The organism is Proteiniphilum sp. UBA5384 (assembly GCF_002410825.1).
Lineage (GTDB): Bacteria > Bacteroidota > Bacteroidia > Bacteroidales > Dysgonomonadaceae > Proteiniphilum.
In genome coordinates, this window is record NZ_DHOS01000071.1 from 32,201 (window position 1) to 55,214 (window position 23,014).

Here is a 23,014-nt window from a genome sequence, read left to right on the forward strand (position 1 = left end):
TAAATCAATTATAATATGGAAGCATTAACAAAGACAAATTACAATTTTCCCGGACAAACGGGTATTTATCACGGGAAAGTGCGCGATGTATACAGCATCGGTAAAGAAATACTGGTAATGATTGCTACAGACCGTATTTCAGCATTCGACGTAGTATTGCCGAAAGGTATTCCATATAAAGGACAAGTATTAAACCAGATTGCATCGAAATTCCTGGATGCCACAGCCGATATAGTACCCAACTGGAAAACAGCCTCTCCCGACCCGATGGCGACGGTCGGTCATCAATGTGAACCCTATAAAGTGGAAATGGTGATCCGCGGTTATATTACCGGAAGTGCATGGCGTGAATACAAAAAAGGAGCACGTACAATATGCGGCCTCCCCCTACCGGAAGGATTGCGTGAAAACCAGAAATTCGAAACACCTCTGATCACTCCCACCACAAAAGCAGATAAAGGACACGACGAGAATATCTCGAAAGAAGAGATCATCGCACAGGGACTGGTGAGCAGAGAAGAGTACGAACAACTGGAAAAATATACTTATGCCCTGTTCAAACGCGGCACAGAAATGGCGGCAGAAAAAGGGCTAATCCTGGTTGATACCAAATACGAATTTGGCAGGAAAGATGGCAAGATCTACCTGATTGATGAGATACACACTCCAGACTCCTCCCGTTATTTCTATAGTGAAGGCTATCAGGAGCGTTTCGAAAAAGGCGAAGAACAAAGGCAACTCTCCAAAGAATTTGTCCGCAAATGGCTAATGGATAATGGCTTTCAGGGACAATCCGGACAACAGGTTCCTGAAATGACAGATGAATATTGCCTAAGCGTATCGGAACGGTACATCGAATTATACGAAAAAATTGTAGGTGAGAAATTTGTAAAGGCCGATGCTGATAATCTGGAGTCACGCATTGAAAAAAATATCAACGACTATCTCCGGACACTTTAATGGATAGCTATAGGTAAGCAATAAACAGACACAAAATGACCTATAAAGTAGAAAAGGTAAACCCTTATAATTCCAATCAGCCGAAAAAGGAACAGGTAACACGGATGTTTGACAGCATCGCTCCCAATTATGACAGGTTGAATGGTACATTGTCATTAGGTATAGATGATTATTGGAGGAGAGATGCACTGAAAGAACTGAGAAAATATCCTCATAGGCATATATTGGATATAGCTACCGGCACCGGCGACTTCGCCATCCTGGCACAGAAGATCCTGCTGCCACAGAAAATTACGGCGGTGGACATATCAGAAGGGATGATGCAGGTAGGTAAGGAAAAAGTGAAAGCTAAGGGATTGGGGCAAACAATCTCTTTCGAAGTTCAGGATTGCGCAAACCTCTCTTTTAGCGATAATAGTTTTGATGCGGCTACCATCGCATTCGGAGTGCGTAATTTTGAAGATATCGACAAAAGTTTCCGGGAGGTATTTCGTGTATTGAAACCGGGAGGACTGTTTCTTTTCATCGAACTTACTACACCACAGGATACACCGATGAAGCAATTATATGCTACCTACACGAAGTATGTGATGCCGGTACTTTCCGGTATGTTTGCCACTGAACAGAGGGCATATCACTACCTTCCGGAATCTATAGCCGCTTTTCCACAAGGGAGAGAGATGATGTTGATATTGAAAAAGAACGGATTCACTAATATCCGGTTAAGAAGGTACACGCTTGGGATTACAACCCTTTATATGGCAGAAAAACCCTTCAATTGATATGACAATATGATGATTTGATATGGAAACTTACGGTCTGATCGGTTTTCCGTTGAAACACTCATTCTCGGCTAAATTCTTCACGGAAAAATTCCGGAATGAACAGCTAGAGGCCGAATACCTGAATTTTGAGATTAAGGATATTCAGGAGATTCATCATATCATTCTGTTAAATCAGCAATTGAAAGGATTAAATATTACCATTCCTTATAAAGAACGGGTAATTCCCTTCCTGGATAATATTTCGGAAGAGGCCAAAAAGATTGGAGCCGTGAATGTAATCCAAATAGAAAGAAGACCGGGTGATAAATGTTATTTCAGACTTACCGGTTACAACACTGATTATATAGGTTTCAGACAATCGATTTCACCGTTGTTAAATACCGCATTTCATAGGAAAGCATTGATTCTGGGAACCGGGGGAGCATCGAAAGCCGTTGCACAGGCATTCACTGATATGCAGGTCTCATGGCATTATGTGTCACGCACTCCCGGCGTGAACAGGTTTACCTATGACGACCTTACTCCTTCGATCATCGCGGAGCATACAATTATTGTAAATGCCTCACCTGTGGGCACCTTCCCTGAAATCAACTATTGCCCGCATATCCCTTATTCTTTTCTCACCCCCCGTCATCTACTTTATGACCTGATTTACAATCCTGAAGAAACCTTATTCCTGCAAAAAGGAAAAAAACAGGGAGCTATCACTAAAAACGGCCGGGAAATGCTGGAACTTCAGGCATTGGCTGCCTGGGAGATATGGAACGATACTGACTAAAAAATAACCGCCCCCTTACTTCTTCCAGTAAAGGGACGATCCAATCCTTAGTCATTGTATCTTAGAAAAATATATGTTAACTAAGAAATATATAGAGGTGCGATAGTGTAGTTTGTTTTTCTTACAATGACTACGGGAGTTCAATCTCTTCCTGCTGCTTTTGAGGCTCTTCGGCTTCTACCGGAGCTGCTACTTCTTTTCCTTCAGCATCAAGATATACTGTCCTTGAAGACTGGTCATCTTTCTTCGTTAGCTCTACTTTTGTCAATTGCTTTTCCGCATTGTATTTGAGTGTGACGATATTGTACTCTTGAGTAAAAGAATTTACCGCTGTCTGTACAACTTCACTTAAATCCTGCAACTGAACTTCTATGAAGCCATCATCTTCTAAAGCCATTGTGACTGAAGGTTGATTCTCTAAAGCATGCACTTTCTGGATATTTGTCGAAACAAGCATACCTGCAATGATTGCGACTGATAAAATAACTTTTTTCATAACGATAAAATTTTAAAAAATAAAAACCTCATTGATTTTCTATTCCGTTTGTTTTTTTAATGTCTTACTGACGATAATTATATATCAAATTAAAGGCCAAAAACACACAAGAGCGCCAATCCTATACGTAATAATCTTTATACTAACGATTTATCCCTTTAACCTGTATTATAGACCTAACAACATTATTGTAGAAAAGCTGTGGAAATTGTGGAAAAATTACACAACTCGCTCCCAACAATCCACACTTTCCAGTACCAACAAGCCCATATAAAAAAGTATGAGAATTAAAACTTATGCTGTATATTTGAATAATGGAACAAAAAAAATCAACTGAACAAAGGGTCAGGATAAAAATAGGATTGATATTCCTGGTAATTATCCTCTTTTTTACCGGATTGTTCTACTATTCCTATTTACTAAAAAAGAATATGGATATCCAAAAAGCGGAGATGGACAATTCATACAAGGTACTGTCTAAAAGTAACCGGTTGATTAATTCCATACAACAGGCACAGGATATATTGAATATGTACCTTGTTTCTCCCCGCCGGACATTTCAAAAGCAATACGATTCCATCACCACTGACATATCCTCGCAAATAATGGATATAAAAGAGATGAAGCCTGAGAGGCAGCAGGATGTACTCCTGCAGGATATCGACTCTTTATTGCAGGAGAAAAACCGGATTGTACGCCGGCTGACAGGACTGTTCAGATCTGAAAATCCACTGACGGAACTCGACGAGAAGATCAACCGCTACGATGAAATCATCCAGGATTCGGTTGTAGTGACTACCAATATTGACACGATGCGAATAGAAAAACAGAGGAAAGGTAGTTTCTGGAATCGTGTCAGGAATGTCTTCGACCCGAAACACGTGGCGGATACAACCATCAATATTACGCGCACCGAACAGGAGTCTTGGTCTGCCAAGAAAGTAGACACCCTTATGTATGCAGACCTCAAAAATATCACCGAAGAAGCCTCCCGGTCCTATTCTTCCCATATACAAGGGATCGAGAGAGAGGTGCGGGAACTTTTGCTTGCCGAACAAAATATATCCCTTCACATTTCCCAGTTAACCAATGATTTTTATAATGAAGCTATCCGGATAACATGGAAAGGGACCGAAAACAGTGAAGATCTCAACCAGAGTATTTTCAAGTTTGCCCTTCTGGTAGGCACACTTTCCATTTTTATCATCCTGGTTATCACCCTCTTAATTATCAACGACCTCAACAAGGGGCAGAAAGCAAGAACTGATCTGGCGAGAGAGAAACAACTTACGGAAGAACTGATAGAGAGTCGTCACAAACTACTGCTATCCGTATCGCATGATATCAAAACCCCACTTAGTTCTATGATGGGATATATGGAGATGTGGGATTCAGAAGAGAGAGATAAAGACAAAAAACGACAACTGCAATCCGCACGGAATTCTGGAAAGCATATCCTGACCATGCTCACCAATCTGCTTGAATTCTCCCGACTGCAACAGAAATCGGGCTCATTACATTATAGCCGATTCAATCTGATTGCACTCATGGAAGATATTATCCGTATGTTCCAACCTCTTACAGAAGAAAAATCATTGACCCTGACATTTGAGAATATTGCCTCCTCTCCTTTATATATCAATACGGACCAGACCCTTTTAAAGCAGATACTCACCAATGTGGTTTCAAATGCCGTAAAATACACGGTCCAGGGGGGAATCAATATACAATTGCAGTATGACAACGGCCAAATGATTTTCACCGTCACGGATACCGGTATCGGGATGGATCCAATTGAAATACCGGAAATATTCAAACCGTTCTCCCGTATGCAAAACCCTTTGAAAGCGGAAGGGAGCGGATTTGGGATGTATGTCACCAAAGGATTGGTGAATATGTTGAAAGGGGAGATAAAAGTGGACTCTTGCAAAGGAAAGGGAACCCGTGTAGCCATAGCCCTGCCTATCGCTAAAACCGAAGATCAGATACCTCCCGGCAACAGCATCAATAAGCGGGGTTCCCTCACAACCGATTCCGGTCACTCCAAACAAGATGGAAAGCTACATAAGATACTGATTTTTGAAGATGACCTCTCCTTGGGAAACATGATAAGGGAATATCTCGCACGCAATGGACATAAAGCAAAACTATGCAGTAATCCCCGCGATGTAGAAGGCTTTTTAAGAGTTATCCTCCAGTTTGACATTGTATTTACCGACATGCAAATGACAGAAATAACAGGAATAGATATTCTGCATAGAGTAAGAAAAAGAGATACACATATACCGGTATGGTTAATGACTGCACATGACGATTATACGATAGAGAAAGCTCTTTCAGAAGGATTTTCCGGCCTAATCAAAAAACCTATCCAAATGAGTGATCTTTCTGATATACTATCACGGGAAAAAGTTATACAGGACAAGGAAAAAAATGTGGAGGAAGAAAAAAAGGACCAACCTAAGGAAGAAAGAAAGGACCTGCTCGAGGAAGAGCAGAATATCCCGTTGGGGGATGGTAATTTTAGCGGGACATTCCCCAGTCTGTCGGCGCTTTTTCAAGGGGATAAAACATCCATCATAGACATCTTGTCCGGTTTTGTAGAGTCGTCCGATAGAGATATGGACATCCTGACTATTTACATCGAAGAAGGAAATTTTGAGAAAGCACAGGAATTGTGCCATAAAATCCATCCTTTTCTGTACCAGCTTGACGCAGGTTATCTCTGTACGATCTTACACAAAATGGATCGCTTACGGGGAGAAGACGAATCAACCTATCCCGATTGGAAAAAAGATCTGTCGAAAACAATTGGGGAGATAAGGGAATTCTGTGCCAATATAACCCGGAACTACCTGTAAAAAAAAATTATAGTCCCGCTAAACTTCCTTTAAGCCAATATTATATTGGTGCATTTTATTGTAAAGTGTTTTTCTGTCGATCTGCAAAAGGATGGCCGCCTTAGTCTTGTTACCCCCCACTTGTTCCAATGCTCTCAGAATTTTCTCTTTTTCCTCTTCCGGCTCCACATAGAGGGAGATATCGGACATTGGGATAGACTCTTCTTTTCGGGCAGTGAATACCGGTAAACTGTTTGGAATAATACTATCGCCTCTTGTAAAAAGGACAGCCCTACGGATCACGTTACGCAACTCCCTCAGGTTGCCCGACCATCCATAGTTTTGCAATGCGACCAACGCTTCGGGAGAAATAAAATCCACCTGCCGCCCAAGTTCCCTGTTTGCCTCTTTCCTGAAATGATGGGCGTATGAGGGAATATCTTCCGTACACTCCCGTAATGCCGGGACCTTGATCATAAACTCATTCAACCGGTGATAAAGATCCTCCCTGAAATTACCTTCACTGATCGCTTTCTCCAGATTCTCATTGGTGGCTGTAATGATCCGCACATCCACAGTCAAGTCAGTTGAAGTACCCACCGGCCGGACTTTCTTCTCCTGAAGGGTACGCAATAGCTGCATCTGTACGCCGTAAGGCAGGTTACCCACCTCGTCAAGGAACAGTGTTCCTCCATGCGCTTCCCTGAAAAATCCGGTCTTATCTTCTATGGCAGAGGTAAACGAACCTTTCTTATGACCAAAAAGCTCACTCGGAGCCAGTTCTATGGAAAGGCTACCGCAATCCACTGCGATGAAAGGGCCTTTGGCTCGGTTACTACGGGTATGGATCAAACGGGCTACATGTTCTTTCCCGGTACCGCTTTCTCCGATGATCATCACCGCCATCTGTGTGGGAGCAACCAGGTCTATATGGGTATACATCTGTGCTGAAAGGGGACTCTGTCCTTCCACAAACTGATTGTCTTCCTGCTCGTTCTTTTTCTCCGCCTGTTGTTTGACGGGAGGGGTACTGTTTTCCTTCCGGGTATCAAACGCAGCCTCAATCTTTTTTGCCAGGATTTCCGGGTTGATAGGTTTTTCCAGAAAATCGAATGCACCCAGTTTGATCGCCGACACTGCCGTCTGTATCTCGCCGTACCCCGTCATAATAATAACAGGCATCAACTTCTTCTTTTCGTTCAACCAATTCAGGAGCATGATACCGTCGCCATCGGGCAGGCGTAAGTCGGACAAGACAACCTGACAGGAATCCGGTTGGGAAAGCACTTCCTGCGCCGCCACCATGCCGGAGCATAATATTGCCGAAAATCCGTTCCGCTCGAACCATTTCTGAAGCATAGCCCCGAAAGAACGGTCATCCTCTACTATCAATATTTTTCGATCCTTCACCTCTCCAATCAGTTATAATGTAAAGATAGATGATTTATTTCTGATCAGAAAGCGACTAACCGTCACATTGATAAACGGTAACATTTCAGGATGCGTGATTAAGTTTTTTTCTCAATACATTTGTTACTCCAAATATATACACAGCTCCGGATACAATATAAATATATATTCCCGTAGTTTCTAAAGACGATATTTTATTTCCAGATGAGAAGATAATCAATGTCACTATTAATATGACACAAATCATAAGATTTCCGACTTGGACTGGAGAACCATGGTGCTCTTTATTACGCCTTGTCATATACATTAGAAAACAAGAGAAAAAAAACAGAACAAATAATATAATAAAAAAACTCACAATCGGAGTTTCTCCAATAAATAAAAACAAGAAGGCAGCCGCATAGAAAATTAAAAATAAATATTTTAAGATTTTCATGACATTATAATTTTTTATCTGACAACTATTCATTCCTATTCTCCTTCACTCACTAACTTCTCCCAAGAGTCAACAACGGAATCTTCTTCCTCGACTCCATTTTTACTGCTCTTTGTTTTTAACCTATTCCCAATTTTCTGATAAAAATCATCTAAAAAGAGATTGTGCTCTTTCCCAATAAAGGAGGCCAACGATTCCTTTTCCGTTTCTGGTATAACGTTAATTACGCTATCATTACTACACGACAATAAGAATAAAAAGGACAATAGATAAACCAAAAATCCTGTTTCCATATTAAAAATTTAATGGTTAGAATTAAAAAATACTATTCCCCTATTATATAAAACAAACCTAAAGGAAAATTTGTTCTCTAAAACAGCCAATCAAGGTTAAATAATTGACTTTAATATCATATCATTGAGACAAGAAATATAGCAAGTGCGATTTGATAAGAAAAAAATATCATTGATTTTTAATCTTATATTTGGAAATACTTCTATTTTCATCTATTTTTGACACCTAAAATCTTCATTTTTATGAGTAAATTACCCTTGCATGAAGCCGATTCAAGGCTTAAAAAAGTGCAACGAGCCATCGCAGGGATGCAGGCCGATGCGTGTATCATCACTTCGTCGGTCAACCAGTACTGGCTCTGCGGATTTATTTTCGACGGTTATCTCTTCCTCTTGCCCGAAGGTGATCCGATCCTATTCGTGAAACGCCCTTCCAATATCGTGGATGAACGGGTGAAACAGATCCGTAAACCGGAGCAGATCCCTGCTATGTTGGAAGAGGCTGGCATCGCTATCCCTAAACGGATCCTGATAGAAGCCGACCAACTCTCATTCTCTGCCGCCACCCGCCTGCAGACAGCATTCAAAATGCCCGAAATCAAGAATGTTTCAGGAGAACTGAGGAAGATAAGGTCGGTCAAATCGGAGTACGAACTGGAGCAGATGCGTGAAAGTGCCGGGATCCACAGCAAAGTATACAAACTGATTCCTTCTTTATACTGTGAAGGGATGACCGACTTGGAACTGCAGATCGAGATAGAGCGGCAAATGCGCCTGCACGGCTCGATGGGTATTTTCCGCTCATTTGGCGAGAATATGGATATTTTTATGGGGAGCATGCTGGCCGGCGACAACGCCCAGGTGGCGTCACCCTATGACTACGCCCTGGGGGGAGCGGGTATCTCACCCCTACTACCATTGGGAGCCAATGGTACGATCCTCAGGCCGGGCACCACGTTGATGGTGGATATGGCAGGAAATTACCGTCCCTGTATGGACGATATGACCCGCACTTTCGTGATCGGTTATGCTCCCGACATTGCCTATAAAGCCCACCAGGTTTCCATCGATATCCATAAAGCGATTCTCGGGGATTTCAAGGCAGGCACCCTTTGCTCTGCACTCTACCTTCTGGCAGAAGAGATGGTGAAGGAAAACGGGTTAGAGCCCTATTTTATGGGGACGGTACAACAAGCCAAATTTATCGGCCATGGCGTGGGATTGGAAATCAATGAGCCTCCCGTACTCACACCCCGCTCCGAGGAAGTACTGGAACCGGGCATGGCATTCGCGCTAGAGCCCAAATTCGTACTTCCCGGCATCGGTGCCGTGGGGATAGAGAACACCTATATCGTCCACGAATCAGGCTTCGAAAATATCACCCTGTGTGAAGAAGCCCTGGTGACACTGTCTTGATAAAATTGTTTATCTCTCGTTCGAGAAAGAGTAAGGGAAATTCTTTTGCTGAGTGCCTCTCTCCTTATTGGGGCGGTCACTCATTTTGAAAGTGATCTCTCCCCCTTTCATCAGGTCGCCGTGGGTAAGGAAATTTTTTGTATATGGCTTGCCGTTACATTCCATTGTTTCAATATAGCGATTTCCTTTTGTATTATCCGGTGCATTGATCTTCAATGTCTTTCCGTTCTCCAGATCGATCTCTACCGATTTGAACAACGGTGAACCGAGAATATATTCGTCGCTCCCGGGACAGACAGGATAAAATCCTAATGCAGAGAAGACATACCATGCCGAGGTTTGTCCGTTATCCTCATCGCCGCAATACCCGTCGGGGGCAGCGGAATAGAGCTTATCCATGATCTCCCTGATCCAGTATTGAGCTTTCCATGGCTCCCCCGCATAATTGTAGAGATAAGCCATGTGCTGGATCGGCTGGTTGCCATGCGCGTACTGCCCCATATCCATCACCTGCATCTCACGCATCTCATGGATCATGGAGCGGCTCTGCATTCCCTCATACCCCGGAATGACAAAGACAGAATCGAGCATATTGACAAATTCACTGCGTCCCCCCATCAGATCGATCAGTCCCTGGGGATCATGGAAAACAGACCATGAGTAGTGCCAACTGTTTCCTTCGGTGAAATCACGGCTCCAGTCCGTCGGGTTGAACGAACCGGAGAAAGATCCGTCTTCTGCACGACCTGCCATCAACTTGTGCTTAGGATTGTACAAATTCTTATAATTCATCGCCCGTTCACCGTAGATAGCAATCTCGGCTTCCGGCTTACCCAGAGCTTTCCCCAGCCGATAGATGGTCCAGTCGTTATAAGCATATTCGAGTGTGCGGGCTACATTCTGACTGATCTTCACATCATTGGGAATATATCCGTATTTGTTATATTCAGCATAACCGGTACGTCCCGAAGCACCCACTGTAGGGTGCACATTGTTGGCGCCATGCTTGAGTGCTTCCCAAAGCGTTTCAATATCATACCCTCTCAACCCTTTGACATAAGCGTCAGCTACTACTGAGGCTGAGTTATTACCTACCATGATATTCCTGTGTCCAGGGCTGGCCCACTCGGGGAGGAAACCACTCTCCTTATAGGCATTGACCAGTCCTTCCTGCATCTTTACATTTTCCGAAGGATAGACAAAATTAAGGAAGGGGAAAAGACTTCTGAAAGTATCCCAGAAACCGGTATCGGTAAACATATAACCGGGAAGCACTTCACCGTTATATGGGCTGTAGTGGTGAATATTACCGTTTTCATCGACTTCTGAAAGATTTCTCGGAAAGAGCAGCGTACGGTAAAGGTTGGAGTAGAAAGTCCTCAGGTTATCAATATTGTCATCCTCAACCCTTATCCTTCCCAGGACCTCATTCCAGCGTGCCTCACCCTTTTCTGCGATGGCATCAAAAGATGCGCTTCCCAACTCCCTCAGGTTCAGCAGGGCCTGCTCTTCACTGATAAAAGAAGAAGCCACTCTGGCATGCACCTGTTCCTTCCGGTCCGTCTTGAAACCGATCACTGCCCCGGCATGATTTCCTGTAAATTCAATCTCCTTCTCAGATATCTCACCATCTTTCACCGCTGCGCAGTAGGTGAAGGGTTTATCAAAAATTACCACGAAATAACTCTTAAAGTTATCGGGTACTCCGCCGCTGTTGCGGGTGGTATATCCTACAATCTTCTGTTCTTCAGGGATGATGCGTACATAAGAGCCCTTATCGAAAGCATCGATCACCACATACGACTGGTCGCTCTGTGGAAAGGTAAACCGGAACATGGCGGCCCTCTCCGTAGGAGTGATCTCGGTGGTGATATCCCAATCGGCCAGATAAACCCGGTAATAGTGCGGTTTGGCTATCTCCGCCTTATGGGAGAACCAACTTGCCCGTTCCTCTTCATCAAAGACCGGCTTTCCGGCAACAGGCATCAGCGAAAACTGACCGTAGTCATTCATCCAGGGGCTGGGTTGGTGAGTCTGCTTGAACCCCCTGATCTTGTCGGAATGATAAGTGTACATCCATCCGCTGCCCATCTTACCGGTCTGCGGCGACCAAAAATTCATTCCCCATGGGAGAGCGATCGCAGGATAGGTATTCCCGGTGGAGAGCTCATACTTGGAATCCGTTCCCACCAATGTATTCACATAGTCTACCGGATTGGACGTCTGTGCGCCCATTGTAAAATTCATTCCCAAGAAGAAAATGATACTCAATAACAGAACTTTTTTCATACGATTAAAATATTTATTTTTCAATATATCATACATAATTCGCTTTTAATTATACTCTTGTCCAGGAACAGTTATCATGCTCGTTTCATATAATTAAAAATTTAGACACAAAAGCCCATATTCCTCACACAAATTTCTCCCGTTTCTGTAGGTTGAGGAAACCGATCATCAGCCAGACGATACTTCCGATGGACAGGAACAGGCGACTTTTAAGAATGGTGTTCTGCCAAATCATGGGGTGAATATCGTCCGGGATGGAAAACGGGTTCAGAAAAACATTCCAAAAAGAATTCCTTATCTGACCATTGGCGTTCATATATACAAAGAATGCAAGTCCCATCACAATCATAATCACCGCCGTGCCGTTACCGCTTCTGGTGATGGTGGAGAACATAAAAGCGAGGTTGCCAAAGAACAGCATCGGAAAGATGAGTTGTGCGGCCATTTCAAATGCGTTGACAGGGTACAGCAAAATACGGGCGACATAGGCAAAAAGGACCAGAATAAAATAATTTGCCAAATAGATCATCAACATACGCACACCCCACACCTTATAGCGGTAATTAGGTATGCCAAAAATAATCTCCAGTATCCGGTTGTCCTCATCGTTTTGGATGCCGAAAACCACCGGATAAAAAATCAGCAGTAAGCAGGGAAACAATAGCAAACTATAGATAGAGGCTTCATTGATTTCGGCTCGGTTCCATGCCTGCTGGAACATGAAAAAGGCAAAAAAACCAAAAGCAGCCAAAAGAAACCAAAAGAATTTACCGGCAAATATAATCTTTAAATTATACCGCACGATACTTGTAGTTAAAACTATATATTTATTTAAGCTCATAGCTTCATATATTTTTCAATAGACAGAGGTAAGCATCTTCAAGATTGGCTTCCACTTGTACCGCACCGGGATAGGGTTCCGTCACCGAGATATAGCGTACCTGTATCCGGTCTCCCTCCTGGATATTATTCACCACCAGTGATTTATCCAATTTCTCTTCAAACGACTCCTTGTCGATCAGGAACTGCCATACCTTGCCCACGGCCATATCCACCATCTTTTCGGGTATACCGAAATACTTCAATTCCCCTTTATCTACCACCACGACCTGATTGCAAGAGCTGGAAATATCTTCGATGATATGGGTGGAAAAAATAACAATACGGTCTTTGCTCAACTCTACCAACAGGTTACGGAAGCGGATCCGTTCCCGCGGGTCGAGCCCCGCCGTAGGTTCGTCCACCACAAGGATACGCGGCAGATGCAATAGTATCAGGGCAATTCCTATCCGCTGTTTCATCCCACCCGAGAAAGAACCGATCTTGTCATCCTTGCGTTCATACATGTGCACGGCATTCAATACGTACTCGATCCGTTCACTGCGTACCTTGTCGTCGATCAGCCCTTTCAGGATCGCCTGGTAATCGAGGAACTCCCGGGAGGTCATATTCTCGTAGGTACCGAACTCTTGCGGCAGGAAGCCGATCAAGCTCTGCAGCTCTTCGCGATAGACACGGGTATCCAACCCGTTGATCCAGATGCTGCCATAGCTTTGTTCCAGAATACCGGTGACAATACGCATCAGAGTCGATTTCCCCGCGCCATTGGGACCGAGCAATCCGAACATACCTGTTTTTATATCAAACGAAACGCTGCACAATGCCTTGAACGGACGGCGTTGTTTACCGATCACCGGAATACTCTTCACCAGACGGAAATAGGCACGCTTCACCCCCGCATACCGCCCTTTCACACGTTCCACATTGATATTCTTGGCATAAAGATATTGCGATGTAATATAAATGGCGATACCCAATCCCCACAAAACACCGATTATCAATACCATCGGAAGGTTATCCATTCTTTTATATAGACCGAACAAAATCAATAGCGGGATACTCCAGAAAACAATACGGTTGAGGTATCTCACCATCCTGCTTTCTTCAAAATGATAAAAGAGATAGGTCCTTATCTTGCGCCACAAGTACAGTGTAGCAGCATACATAGCGATGGAGAGTACGAAACACCATAATTTGCTCTCGATATAGAAATAGGTGAAATAGAGACCAAATCCCCAGAGAACAAACTGCCAGGCGGCATTAAGGAAATTTTTCCACGAGTGCCACTCCTCACTCAACCCCAAGCGTCGCCGTATGGCTAACCCACTATTCCATTCACGGGCAAATCGACCGGAGCGGTCATATATCTTCACCAAGCTGCGCACCACAATATGTATCTCCTCATCCGGGTCCACCACATCCGCTTTGGCATGTCGCAGACTGGTCTGCATGAAGTAGGTCAATCCCGGGATAAGCGCTATCAACGCCGTCAGGTATAATATCTGATATAACATCCCCTCTCCATAAAAATAGATAACGATTACACCCGTCACAAAAATCACAAGATGGATTATTTTTGTTTTTACAGACAACGTGCGGTACCATTCCAACACATTCTCCAGCCCCATATTCACAGTCGGAATAATTACGAGTGTCAACAAAGTAGAAAAGAGAAGTCCCCCAATGACGGTGATGGCGAACGGCGCACCGATGGCGCCGGCATATTCCGTATCGCCCATCGCCAACGGAAGCATCGCTATGATGGTTGTAATAGCAGTAATCAGAATCGGACGGATGCGCGACATACCTGCTGTCATCAACGCCCGCTCCCTACGGAAGCCCTCCTTTCGAAGGATATTGGCATAGTCGATAAGAATGATGCCGTTGTTCACCACTACCCCCAGCAGGATAAGAAATCCCATCAGCGTATTCGCATTCATCAGGCTGTTGCCCGTGATGATTAATGCCAGCAAGGAACCAATTGCTGCCAACGGAATGGAAAATAGCATAACTAAAGGAGTGGTGACCGACTCAAACACCACCGCCAAAATCATAAATATAAATAGAAAAGCGGCGAGAATAAGGAACCGGAACTCTCCAAATTGATCCTCTTCATGGATTACCTCTATAGCCACACCCGCCGGCAAGTTATAACCGGCAATCAACTCGTCGATATTGTTGCGGTAACTCTCAAGCAGCGTTTTAGATTGTTGGGCACTCCGCAAGAAGGAGTAACGCACTTCCAGCTGTTTGTCTTGATTGACCCGTGTGATACGGGCACGGCCGAACCCCTTGTTGATCGTGGATATATCTTTCAGGTTATGCAATCCGCCGCCGGTATTTGCAACCTGCACCGCTTCAAGATCATCTATTGTCTTTTGTTTCTTTCGTTGCTCCTCCTCTTCTTCGGGCGTCTGATCCCGAATAATAATATCATACGATTCATCTCCCACCTTGAATGTGGTGCCCGATGAAAACTCAGTACTTAACTCAGATAACCCGGTCAGTATGTTGGCACGCGTAATACCATACGAAGAGAGCAGTATCTGATCGAAATCGAGCAGTATCTCCGGCTGACGGCGAGCAAAAGAGACCCGCGAACTTTGGATGAAATCCTGCTGGTCTATCTGATACCTCACATCTTCACCCACCAGCTGCATCATTTCATAATCCGATCCTTTGATCACGATCCGTTCCTGATTATCACCAATTCCCAACATACTCATGAAACCGACCATGCCACTCAATCCGCCGGTATCGCCTTGCCTGCCTCCCGTAGCGTCACCCACATAAATCTCGGCACCTCCCACATTGGGTATTCTGGATTGCACATCTGCCTTGATTTCAGAAATTTTCCGTTTCCCTATCTTTTGAAAGTTCTCCTGTAAAACAAGTGTCAGCACAGCCTCTTCCTGGTTCACACGACTGATAAGGTCCTGCTTTTCGGGTATCTCCGAAAGACGTTCTTCCAATACCATAACTATATTATCGGTATTCTCAAGGGTACTTCCGGCGGGCATCGTCACATAAATATTGAAACGGTCCGACTCCACCTCCTTGTTTTGGCGTGTGGTTGTTGACAGTGAAAGAATCAGGGTAATAAAAAGCAGGATGATGGCACTCAAGACGGTCACGCCCGGTTTTCGCATACACGCCTTCAGCAGTACCAGATACACCTGGATAGGGCGCTGCGCCAACGATACTTTTTCATAAAAGACACTTTCGTTTTTCTTGCCGCGCAACACAAAATAGGCCGCCATCGGCACGAACAGCAATGCCACAGCCAAGGAGACCAAGAGGGTGGAAATAATTGATACGCCTATATGGCTTCCCATGAGCTTCAGCATAAAATTATCCGAAAAGACAAAAGGGAGAAAGACAACAACCGTAGTAAATGTTGCCGCCACAATGGAGCGCCACACCTCTTTGGTACCCCGCTTAACCGCCTCACCTGCGAGCATGCCCGCACCGGACAGCCGATAGATATTTTCCAGGACAACAATACTGTTATCCAGTAACATACCCACCGCCAATGCCATACCGACCAGTGTAAGGCTATTGACTGTAATTCCCGCATAATAGAAAAAATTGAAAGCAGTAAAAATGGATATCGGAATAGAGAGGACAATAAAAAAGACCAAACGTCCATTTTTCAGGAAGAACCAGAGCACCAATACAGCCAGAAGACCACCCGTCAAGGCAAGGTTAATAATCTGATTGATATTATTCTCCATCGTCTCGGCGGTATTGGAGTCTACAACGATTTCCACATCAAAGATTGCCAGCTGCCCATTCAGCTCATCAATAGCTTCCAGCGTGCGGTGCGACAGGTCGATAAGATTTGTATGCGCGTCATTGACCAACGTTACCGATATCGATTCCATTCCGTTAACGCGGCTGTAAGAGGTCTCCTCTTTCAAGTCGAAGAATACCGTGGCCACATCTTTTAAAAAGACGGGACCGGGGGCAATGACAAGGTTTTCCAAATCCGATACTTTGGTGTAAGAGGAATTCACATGTACGAAATATTGACTTTCACTCTCTTTGACGGTGCCGACAAATACTTTTTCACGCGCATTGCCACTCAGCAAATTACTAATCTGCGAAGGAGTGATGTTCAATGCCCTGCTCGCTTCTTTATTCAATTGGATTTCGATAGCCTGCTCACGTCCCCCATACACCTGTACCGCGGCGATCCCATCGATATTCTCCAGTTCGGTGACTACCTCCTCCTCCACGATATTCCGCACACGGTCTACCCCGCCGTATCCACGTACTTGCAGCGACATGAAACTATTGCTGATCATGGAGACGTCCATTTTCTGCACTTGTACGGTAAAACCTTCGGGAAGTGAAGCGGCAGCCTCCCTCATCTTCTCTTCCAGTCTTAATGAAGTGGTATTAAACTTCACATTACTCTTAAAATCGATGCGTATGGATGACTGACGGCTGCTGATTTCCGATTCTATCTTATCCACTCCCCCTACGGACCTGATGGCCCCTTCGAGCGGAATAATCACTTCCGACTCCACATAAGCAGGGTCCATTTCCTGTTGTGAGGTAACAGATACGAATAGCATCGGCAACTCCGCATTAGGGAGCAGCTCTACCGGCAATTGTTTATATGACACATACCCCAGCAAGGTAAGCGCAATAAACAACATACTGATTGTTATTCTCTTATTTAAAAGAAAGTTCATCCTCTTCTTGTCAATCTCATTCTATCTTATACAATCTCTCCCAGTCATATCAACCTCCGTTTCATCTGCTCAAACACATAAAACACACACGGGATAACAACCAAGCTCATCAGCGTTGACGTAACAAGTCCGCCTATCACCGCCACAGCCATTGAAGAACGCATCGATACCCCCTCTCCGAATCCGAATGTCATGGGCAACAATACCAGAATCGTCGTAAGCGTTGTCATAATGATGGGTCGGATACGCTGCTGCCCCGCTTGCACGATTGCCTCCGTCAGGCTCATCGTACTCTTCAACTGGTTGATACGTGCGACCAGCAGGATCGAGTTGTTGATGGCTATTCCCGCCAGCATGATAATCCCCATCACCCCCATAATGTTAAGAGGAATATCCGTAATCAGGAAAATCATGACAGCCCCCACTAAGCCAAACGGTATGGTCAGCAATATCACAAACGGATACAATAATGATTCGTACTGCGAAGCCAGCACCATATAAACCAGTACCACAGAAAGCAATAAAGCAAAAAGGAGGCCTTCCATCGACTCTTTCCGCTGTTCCTCCTCTCCCGTTACCGTGATGGAATAGTTGTTAGGAAGCGTTATATTCCCGACCGCCGCTTGGATTTCCCGGGCCACCTTATCAAGGGATTTGCCTGCATCCATGTCGGACACAATCTTATTAATGCGGCTTTGGTTACGGCGATAAATCTCTTTGGCTGCTTGCGAATCGGTGATGACAGCGATCTCATTCAACCGGAACTCCTGATTACCACTCCTTATAACCAGATTTCCCAATTCATTCCGGGTGATATCCGGCACTTTGATGACGATATCGCGCATCTCGCCCCGGTAATCCATTTTCCCCACATCACGCCCCTGCAACTGCTGTTCAATCTGTTGGACCACCGTGGCAGCCGTAATATTATTGATACCGGCAATGGTACGGTTAATCGTAACGTTCAATTCGGGCGCGCCGTCCGCCATTGCGGATTTGGTATTATAAATGCCGTCGATGGATGCCATTTGCGATAAAACCTCATCCGTCAGAGAAGCAATCTCATCGAGATCTTCCCCTTTGACTTCCACTACAATAGGTGCTTCTCTATTTCCCAGGAGCTCCCCCAATGAATGATCGTCTTGCTTAAATGAAAGTTCCAGCCCTTCTATATTATCAGTCGCATGCAGAAAGCGGGCAATCACCTGCTCGGGAGCAAGACGGCACTGTTCAGACAAAATAACCTTCATCATCGCCGTGTGTTCCCCCTCGAATATCTCATTGGCGGAAGATCCTTTACCGATATGGCTGTAGATTGTGACCAGACTGTCTTCACTGACCGTATGGAGCAAGTATTCCAGATTATGTATCACAGCATCAGTCCGTTCCAGCCGGGTACCCTCCGGCAATTTTACGGATACCGTGAAATCCTTCCCTTCCGAACGCGGCAAGAACTCAGTCCCTATAAACGGAAGCAGGAACAGGGAAACCACCAATACAGCCGTAGAAATTCCGATCACCCACCAGCGATGGTGGAGCAACACCCCAAGCTGCCTGCCATATCCGTTGAAGTGCACCGCCTTTGTCTCACTTTTCCTGTTTTTCCGGCTTGTAAACCTGTCATATAACATGGGAATTACCAACAGAGCGACAAACAACGATGAAAGTAACGAAAAGGTCACAGTCCATGCCTGGTCCTTGAAAAGTTGTCCCGAAGCACCATGCAGATATACAATCGGGATAAAAACAACGATGGTGGTCAATGTGGAAGCGATGACCGCGCCCGATATTTCAGACGTCCCCTTGACAATCGATTCTTCACGCTCCAGACCTTGCTCCCGGTTTCGGAATATACTCTCTATCACCACAATGGCATTATCGATAAGCATTCCCGCCCCCAAAGCCAGGCCACTCAAAGTCATAATATTCAACGTCAACCCATTAAAGTATATCATATTAAAGGTGGCGACGATGGATATCGGTATCGACACGCTTACAATTAGCGTTGTGCCGATGCGGCGTAAGAAGAAAAACAGGACCAACACTGCCAGCAACATACCGAAGAGGGCGCTGTCCCTCACCTCTCCGATCGACTGCTTGATAAACGTCCCCTGGTTACTGATGACTTGGAATTTATACCCCGGCAGTGCCTGTTCGATCACGCCCAATTGACTCTGTATCAAATCGACCGCCCTGACGGTATTAAATCGTGTCTCTTTATATACTGAAAGACCGATGCAACGCTCTCCATTAATCCGCACAATATTATCGGGACGGGCATTTTTGAACTTCACTGTCGCCACCTCACCCAAAAACAAAGGCGCACTTTCCCGTTGGACGGATGTATTTTGCGAAGCCGTACCGTTAGCGGCGGCTTCCGTAGGTTTATAGCTTATAATCAAGTTTTCAAAATCCGCTTCAGAATGAAACAGAGATGAGCTCTTCACCAAGTATTGCAACCCCAATTCGCTCACCCGCCCCCCTGAAATAGTTTGGTTGTTTGTCTCTATCCTGGAGGCGATCTCTTCCATGGTAATTCCAAAAGCATTCAATTTATAGGGATCGGTCTGTATGGTCAATACCGGCACCTCCTGTCCCGACAGAGCCACTTCTGCCACCCCTTCAATCCGGATAAGTTCGTTACGCACGTAGCTGTCTGCCATTTTACGCAATTCTGCCATATCGGTGATCGATTGGTGGAACATGGCAATCAGCACAACCGGTTCCATATTGGGATCGTGCTGGGTGATATTGATCGATTCAATGTCCCGGTTCTGTGAAAACGGAGTCATCGCCTTTTGAAGATCGAGGAATGCTTCATCCATATCCTTATTCTGCACATATTCCACCGTCACACGCGCCGATCCGGCTCTAATCACTGAAGAGACCTGCGTTACGTCGCTCTGCCGGATTGCCATCGACTCCATACTTTCGACAAACATCTTTTCGATCTCTTCGGGTGGGCGCTCTCCGGCTTCAATTTCCACAAAGAGGCGCGGCGTGTTCATATCGGGCAATAGATCCACACTGAGTCGGTCGTACGAAATCTTCCCCAACAGCAGGATCGCCAGCACGATCATACTGATGGTAACAGGATTTTCTAACGCAAATCTGACTAATTTCCTCATTTACTCTGGCATGTTATAAATACATTATTTTATCCGGCACATTCCTCTATTGGACCGTTTATTTCAATACTTTTACGCGACTGTTTTCACGCAGCGTCTCGTATCCCCTGATAATCAAATTATCATTTTCTTTCAGTCCCTCAACTACCTCCACGTTATCCTCATCTTCGAGTCCCGTCCGGATATCCTTCAATAGAGCCGTGTTTCGTTCCACTATATAAACATACTTTCTATTTCTTCTTGAAAGCACCACATCTTTCGGGATGATAATGGCACTGTCAGCACGATCCACCACGATATCGGCCTTTACAAACATACCAGGGCGTAATTTCAATTGATGATTGTCAATCAGCATCTTCCCTTTAAATGTGCGTGTTTCGGTGCTGATGGCCGGCGATAGTTCAGTTATCTCGCCACGGAGGGTATCATCGGGCAAGGTGTAATGGGTGATGTGCACCGGCTGATTGGTTTTTACATATCCGATCGCACTCTCCGGAAGGTTTACTTCCATATACATGCGAGAATAAGCCATCAACCCCACCATCGGACTTCCTTGCGTAACCAACCCTTGTTGGGTGTAATGCGGCAACGACACGATCACCCCATCGAAAGGAGCCCTTATATTCATTTTCTCCAGGTTGATGGTCGCATTTTCAAGGTCGTAACGCGCATTGGTCACCCTCACCTCGGTATTGCGCATTTCACTCAAAGTGACACCTCCCTTTTCATACAGTATCTTTTGTTTGTTCTGCTCTTGTTCCGCAATTTCGAGGCTCAATTTTTTAGATTCAATTGCGATTCCGTTTTCATACTCTCTGTTTTCAAGCCGTATGATCAGTTGTTCTTTTCTGACCGCATCACCCAATTTAAAGGGCTTTCCGGTGGAGGAGTTCGTCTGAAGTCCATAGTATCCGTTCGTCTCGGCATTAAGTTCCACACTATAAGTCGCCTGCGCCGTTCCGGTTGTATTCACTAACTTGCTGATCGAACCTTTTTTGAGTTCCTGCACCGACACCGGTGTTTCAATGTCGCTCTGACCGGTTTGCGGTGGATTTCCGCACGCCGTCAATAAAGCAACTATTGCCGCAGATAATAAGATTCTGTATTTCATCGTTTCTATATTAAGTAATTTTTTTTATAATTCCCTGACAGGCACGATTGGTTTATCCTTTTCAAAGTCATACAACGAGAGTATCTTGAGGTTCAGCAATTCAATCTTATAGTTGATAAGCGCCTGCGCATACGCCATCTTCCGGCCGGACAGCTGGGTCTGAAACTGATTGATCTCCATTCCCGTGAGATCACCCTCATGATACCTTGTCAAGTTGATATCATACGTGAGCTCCGCATTGCGTACGCTCTTTTCCGCGATATCAATCTGCGTGCGAAGGTTTTCAAGTCTCCTCCACACCTGCCTCACATCCAGCTCGATATCCACCTGTAGATTTTCCTGCTCCATCTTTGCAATGGTTTGTGCGATCTTTTGCGCCTTCACCCGCGCCTTCTTTTCGCCCCAATCAAAAATAGGAACGGCAAAACTTATTGCCACACGCGGATTTCGAGTAGGATTCTCATAGATATTACCAAATTTCTCGTCGTCGCCTATGATTCCCACCGATAATGAAATATCCCCCCTGAACTCATTCATACTTTTGGTCTGTATCATCTGAAGTTCTCCCAGTTCGATATCAATCTCACGCTGACGAATTTCCATCCTCGAGCTCAAGCCGCTCTGTACAGCGCGGTTCAAATCAACGGCTATCGGGCTCACCTCGATATCCGCCGTTACCTCAATCTCCTCATGCAAGGGCATTCCTAAACTCTGCTTCAGTTGATCTTTGGCATTTTCGAGTGCTACGATGCGCTCCTCAACGGTTGATTTTGCATTGTCAAGATTCAATTCAGCCTGATATAACTCTTCTCTTGCCGATAAATCGGCTTCCACCTTATTCCTGATGATTTCAAAACTTTTTTGTGTATTTTCCAGCTCATCCTTGCTGATGGCCAGGTTGTTCTGCGCCATATATACCGCATAAAACTGATTGGTGATGCTTCGTTCCGTATTTAACCGCTGCAAGGCATACCGTATGCCGGCATTCTCATAGTCAAACTCAATCTGTTTCATCTCCATTTTCCGGCGGTTATAAGTAAAAACCGGCTGTGTCAGCTGCAAATAGAGATCATTGCTAAAAGCCTTGTTACTATTGTCCCTGCCTTCTACCGTGGATTTGTTGTCCTGCCATCCGAATGTATTGATCAGTGAAATTTCACCGTCGGTCAATAAAATCGGCTGCGACACCCTAAATGTACCGCTCGTATTAAAAGCCTCATTGGTATACCACTGTGACAGCCGGTTGTCGAACCGCCTTGTCTTGCTGTAATTCAGCGGATTCAAGTCCAATGAGAATTTAGACTTCAGCGACGCACGTTGCGCGACAAGATTCTGTTGGTACCTCTCAAGACTGAGCTTCGACGCCTTCAAATCCGGATTATGCTCTTCAGCAATATCCAACGCCTCATCGATGGTCAGTAGCATTTGGGCATTTGCCCCCGAAAGGAGTGATACCACCACAAAAAATAGCAGCAAGCAGGAAAATCCCATCCTTAACCGTTTTGTATCCATAGCTATTTATTATTACACAT

14 protein-coding genes are annotated in these 23,014 nt (G+C 44.9%); 5 read left to right on the forward strand and 9 right to left on the reverse strand.

Annotated features, from left to right (window positions below; translation table 11 throughout):
• Positions 1 to 15: 15 nt before the first annotated feature.
• From B4G81_RS13945 to B4G81_RS13955, 3 genes are read left to right on the forward strand one after another with little or no spacing between them, the layout of a single operon-like run.
• On the forward strand, positions 16 to 960 hold the full coding sequence (locus B4G81_RS13945) for a phosphoribosylaminoimidazolesuccinocarboxamide synthase (protein WP_294083543.1): 945 nt from the start codon (positions 16 to 18) through the stop codon (positions 958 to 960).
• A gap of 35 nt (positions 961 to 995) precedes the next feature.
• Entirely contained in the window at positions 996 to 1,742 is a 747-nt protein-coding gene (ubiE, locus tag B4G81_RS13950) for a bifunctional demethylmenaquinone methyltransferase/2-methoxy-6-polyprenyl-1,4-benzoquinol methylase UbiE (protein ID WP_294083545.1), read from the forward strand.
• Between the two features lie 22 nt (positions 1,743 to 1,764).
• Positions 1,765 to 2,523, forward strand: coding sequence for a shikimate dehydrogenase family protein (locus tag B4G81_RS13955; RefSeq protein ID WP_294083547.1), 759 nt, complete (start codon positions 1,765 to 1,767; stop codon positions 2,521 to 2,523).
• A 130-nt stretch (positions 2,524 to 2,653) separates the two neighbouring features.
• Here the strand turns inward: B4G81_RS13955 and B4G81_RS13960 are convergent, their stop codons facing one another.
• Complete coding sequence (locus B4G81_RS13960) at positions 2,654 to 3,019, reverse strand: hypothetical protein (protein ID WP_294083549.1); 366 nt, start codon at positions 3,017 to 3,019, stop codon at positions 2,654 to 2,656.
• A gap of 314 nt (positions 3,020 to 3,333) precedes the next feature.
• Between B4G81_RS13960 and B4G81_RS13965 the strand changes: the two genes are divergently transcribed.
• A complete protein-coding gene (locus B4G81_RS13965; protein ID WP_294083551.1) occupies positions 3,334 to 5,880 on the forward strand; it encodes a hybrid sensor histidine kinase/response regulator in 2,547 nt (848 codons plus the stop codon).
• Between the two features lie 18 nt (positions 5,881 to 5,898).
• On the opposite strand, the gene B4G81_RS13970 is transcribed toward B4G81_RS13965, so the two are convergent.
• Together B4G81_RS13970 and B4G81_RS13975 are read right to left on the reverse strand one after the other, a co-directional pair.
• A complete protein-coding gene (locus B4G81_RS13970) occupies positions 5,899 to 7,278 on the reverse strand; it encodes a sigma-54-dependent transcriptional regulator (protein WP_294083578.1) in 1,380 nt (459 codons plus the stop codon).
• A 462-nt stretch (positions 7,279 to 7,740) separates the two neighbouring features.
• On the reverse strand, positions 7,741 to 7,998 hold the full coding sequence (locus B4G81_RS13975) for a hypothetical protein (protein WP_294083553.1): 258 nt from the start codon (positions 7,996 to 7,998) through the stop codon (positions 7,741 to 7,743).
• Between the two features lie 243 nt (positions 7,999 to 8,241).
• Here B4G81_RS13975 and B4G81_RS13980 point away from each other — a divergent pair, with 243 nt between their 5' ends.
• Positions 8,242 to 9,414: a M24 family metallopeptidase gene (locus tag B4G81_RS13980; protein WP_294083555.1), complete on the forward strand. Its 1,173-nt coding sequence runs from the start codon at positions 8,242 to 8,244 to the stop codon at positions 9,412 to 9,414.
• A gap of 9 nt (positions 9,415 to 9,423) precedes the next feature.
• On the opposite strand, the gene B4G81_RS13985 is transcribed toward B4G81_RS13980, so the two are convergent.
• The 6 genes from B4G81_RS13985 to B4G81_RS14010 all read right to left on the reverse strand — a co-directional run bounded on the left by B4G81_RS13985 (position 9,424) and on the right by B4G81_RS14010 (position 22,994).
• Positions 9,424 to 11,703 (reverse strand): GH92 family glycosyl hydrolase, encoded by a 2,280-nt coding sequence (locus tag B4G81_RS13985; protein WP_294083557.1) that lies wholly within the window; start codon positions 11,701 to 11,703, stop codon positions 9,424 to 9,426.
• Positions 11,704 to 11,827: 124 nt separating this feature from the next.
• Positions 11,828 to 12,544, reverse strand: a complete 717-nt coding sequence (locus B4G81_RS13990; RefSeq protein WP_294083558.1) for a hypothetical protein — start codon at positions 12,542 to 12,544, stop codon at positions 11,828 to 11,830.
• Between the two features lie 4 nt (positions 12,545 to 12,548).
• Positions 12,549 to 17,243 (reverse strand): efflux RND transporter permease subunit, encoded by a 4,695-nt coding sequence (locus tag B4G81_RS13995; RefSeq protein WP_294083560.1) that lies wholly within the window; start codon positions 17,241 to 17,243, stop codon positions 12,549 to 12,551.
• Between the two features lie 44 nt (positions 17,244 to 17,287).
• The gene (locus B4G81_RS14000) at positions 17,288 to 20,371 is read right to left on the reverse strand and encodes an efflux RND transporter permease subunit (protein WP_294083562.1); all 3,084 of its coding nucleotides are present in this window, start codon (positions 20,369 to 20,371) and stop codon (positions 17,288 to 17,290) included.
• A gap of 58 nt (positions 20,372 to 20,429) precedes the next feature.
• The gene (locus tag B4G81_RS14005; protein WP_294083564.1) at positions 20,430 to 21,482 is read right to left on the reverse strand and encodes an efflux RND transporter periplasmic adaptor subunit; all 1,053 of its coding nucleotides are present in this window, start codon (positions 21,480 to 21,482) and stop codon (positions 20,430 to 20,432) included.
• Positions 21,483 to 21,506: 24 nt separating this feature from the next.
• The gene (locus B4G81_RS14010; protein WP_294083566.1) at positions 21,507 to 22,994 is read right to left on the reverse strand and encodes a TolC family protein; all 1,488 of its coding nucleotides are present in this window, start codon (positions 22,992 to 22,994) and stop codon (positions 21,507 to 21,509) included.
• Between the last annotated feature and the right edge of the window lie 20 nt (positions 22,995 to 23,014).

Excerpts from the sequence above, each read along its gene's own strand:
- B4G81_RS13945 (WP_294083543.1), top strand. The coding sequence starts at position 16 with ATGGAAGCATTAACAAAGACAAATTACAATTTTCCCGGACAAACGGGT.
- ubiE (WP_294083545.1), top strand. The coding sequence starts at position 996 with ATGACCTATAAAGTAGAAAAGGTAAACCCTTATAATTCCAATCAGCCG.
- B4G81_RS13955 (WP_294083547.1), top strand. The coding sequence starts at position 1,765 with ATGGAAACTTACGGTCTGATCGGTTTTCCGTTGAAACACTCATTCTCG.
- B4G81_RS13960 (WP_294083549.1), bottom strand. The coding sequence starts at position 3,019 with ATGAAAAAAGTTATTTTATCAGTCGCAATCATTGCAGGTATGCTTGTT.
- B4G81_RS13965 (WP_294083551.1), top strand. The coding sequence starts at position 3,334 with ATGGAACAAAAAAAATCAACTGAACAAAGGGTCAGGATAAAAATAGGA.
- B4G81_RS13975 (WP_294083553.1), bottom strand. The coding sequence starts at position 7,998 with ATGGAAACAGGATTTTTGGTTTATCTATTGTCCTTTTTATTCTTATTG.
- B4G81_RS13980 (WP_294083555.1), top strand. The coding sequence starts at position 8,242 with ATGAGTAAATTACCCTTGCATGAAGCCGATTCAAGGCTTAAAAAAGTG.
- B4G81_RS13985 (WP_294083557.1), bottom strand. The coding sequence starts at position 11,703 with ATGAAAAAAGTTCTGTTATTGAGTATCATTTTCTTCTTGGGAATGAAT.
- B4G81_RS13990 (WP_294083558.1), bottom strand. The coding sequence starts at position 12,544 with ATGAGCTTAAATAAATATATAGTTTTAACTACAAGTATCGTGCGGTAT.
- B4G81_RS13995 (WP_294083560.1), bottom strand. The coding sequence starts at position 17,243 with ATGAACTTTCTTTTAAATAAGAGAATAACAATCAGTATGTTGTTTATT.
- B4G81_RS14000 (WP_294083562.1), bottom strand. The coding sequence starts at position 20,371 with ATGAGGAAATTAGTCAGATTTGCGTTAGAAAATCCTGTTACCATCAGT.
- B4G81_RS14005 (WP_294083564.1), bottom strand. The coding sequence starts at position 21,482 with ATGAAATACAGAATCTTATTATCTGCGGCAATAGTTGCTTTATTGACG.
- B4G81_RS14010 (WP_294083566.1), bottom strand. The coding sequence starts at position 22,994 with ATGGATACAAAACGGTTAAGGATGGGATTTTCCTGCTTGCTGCTATTT.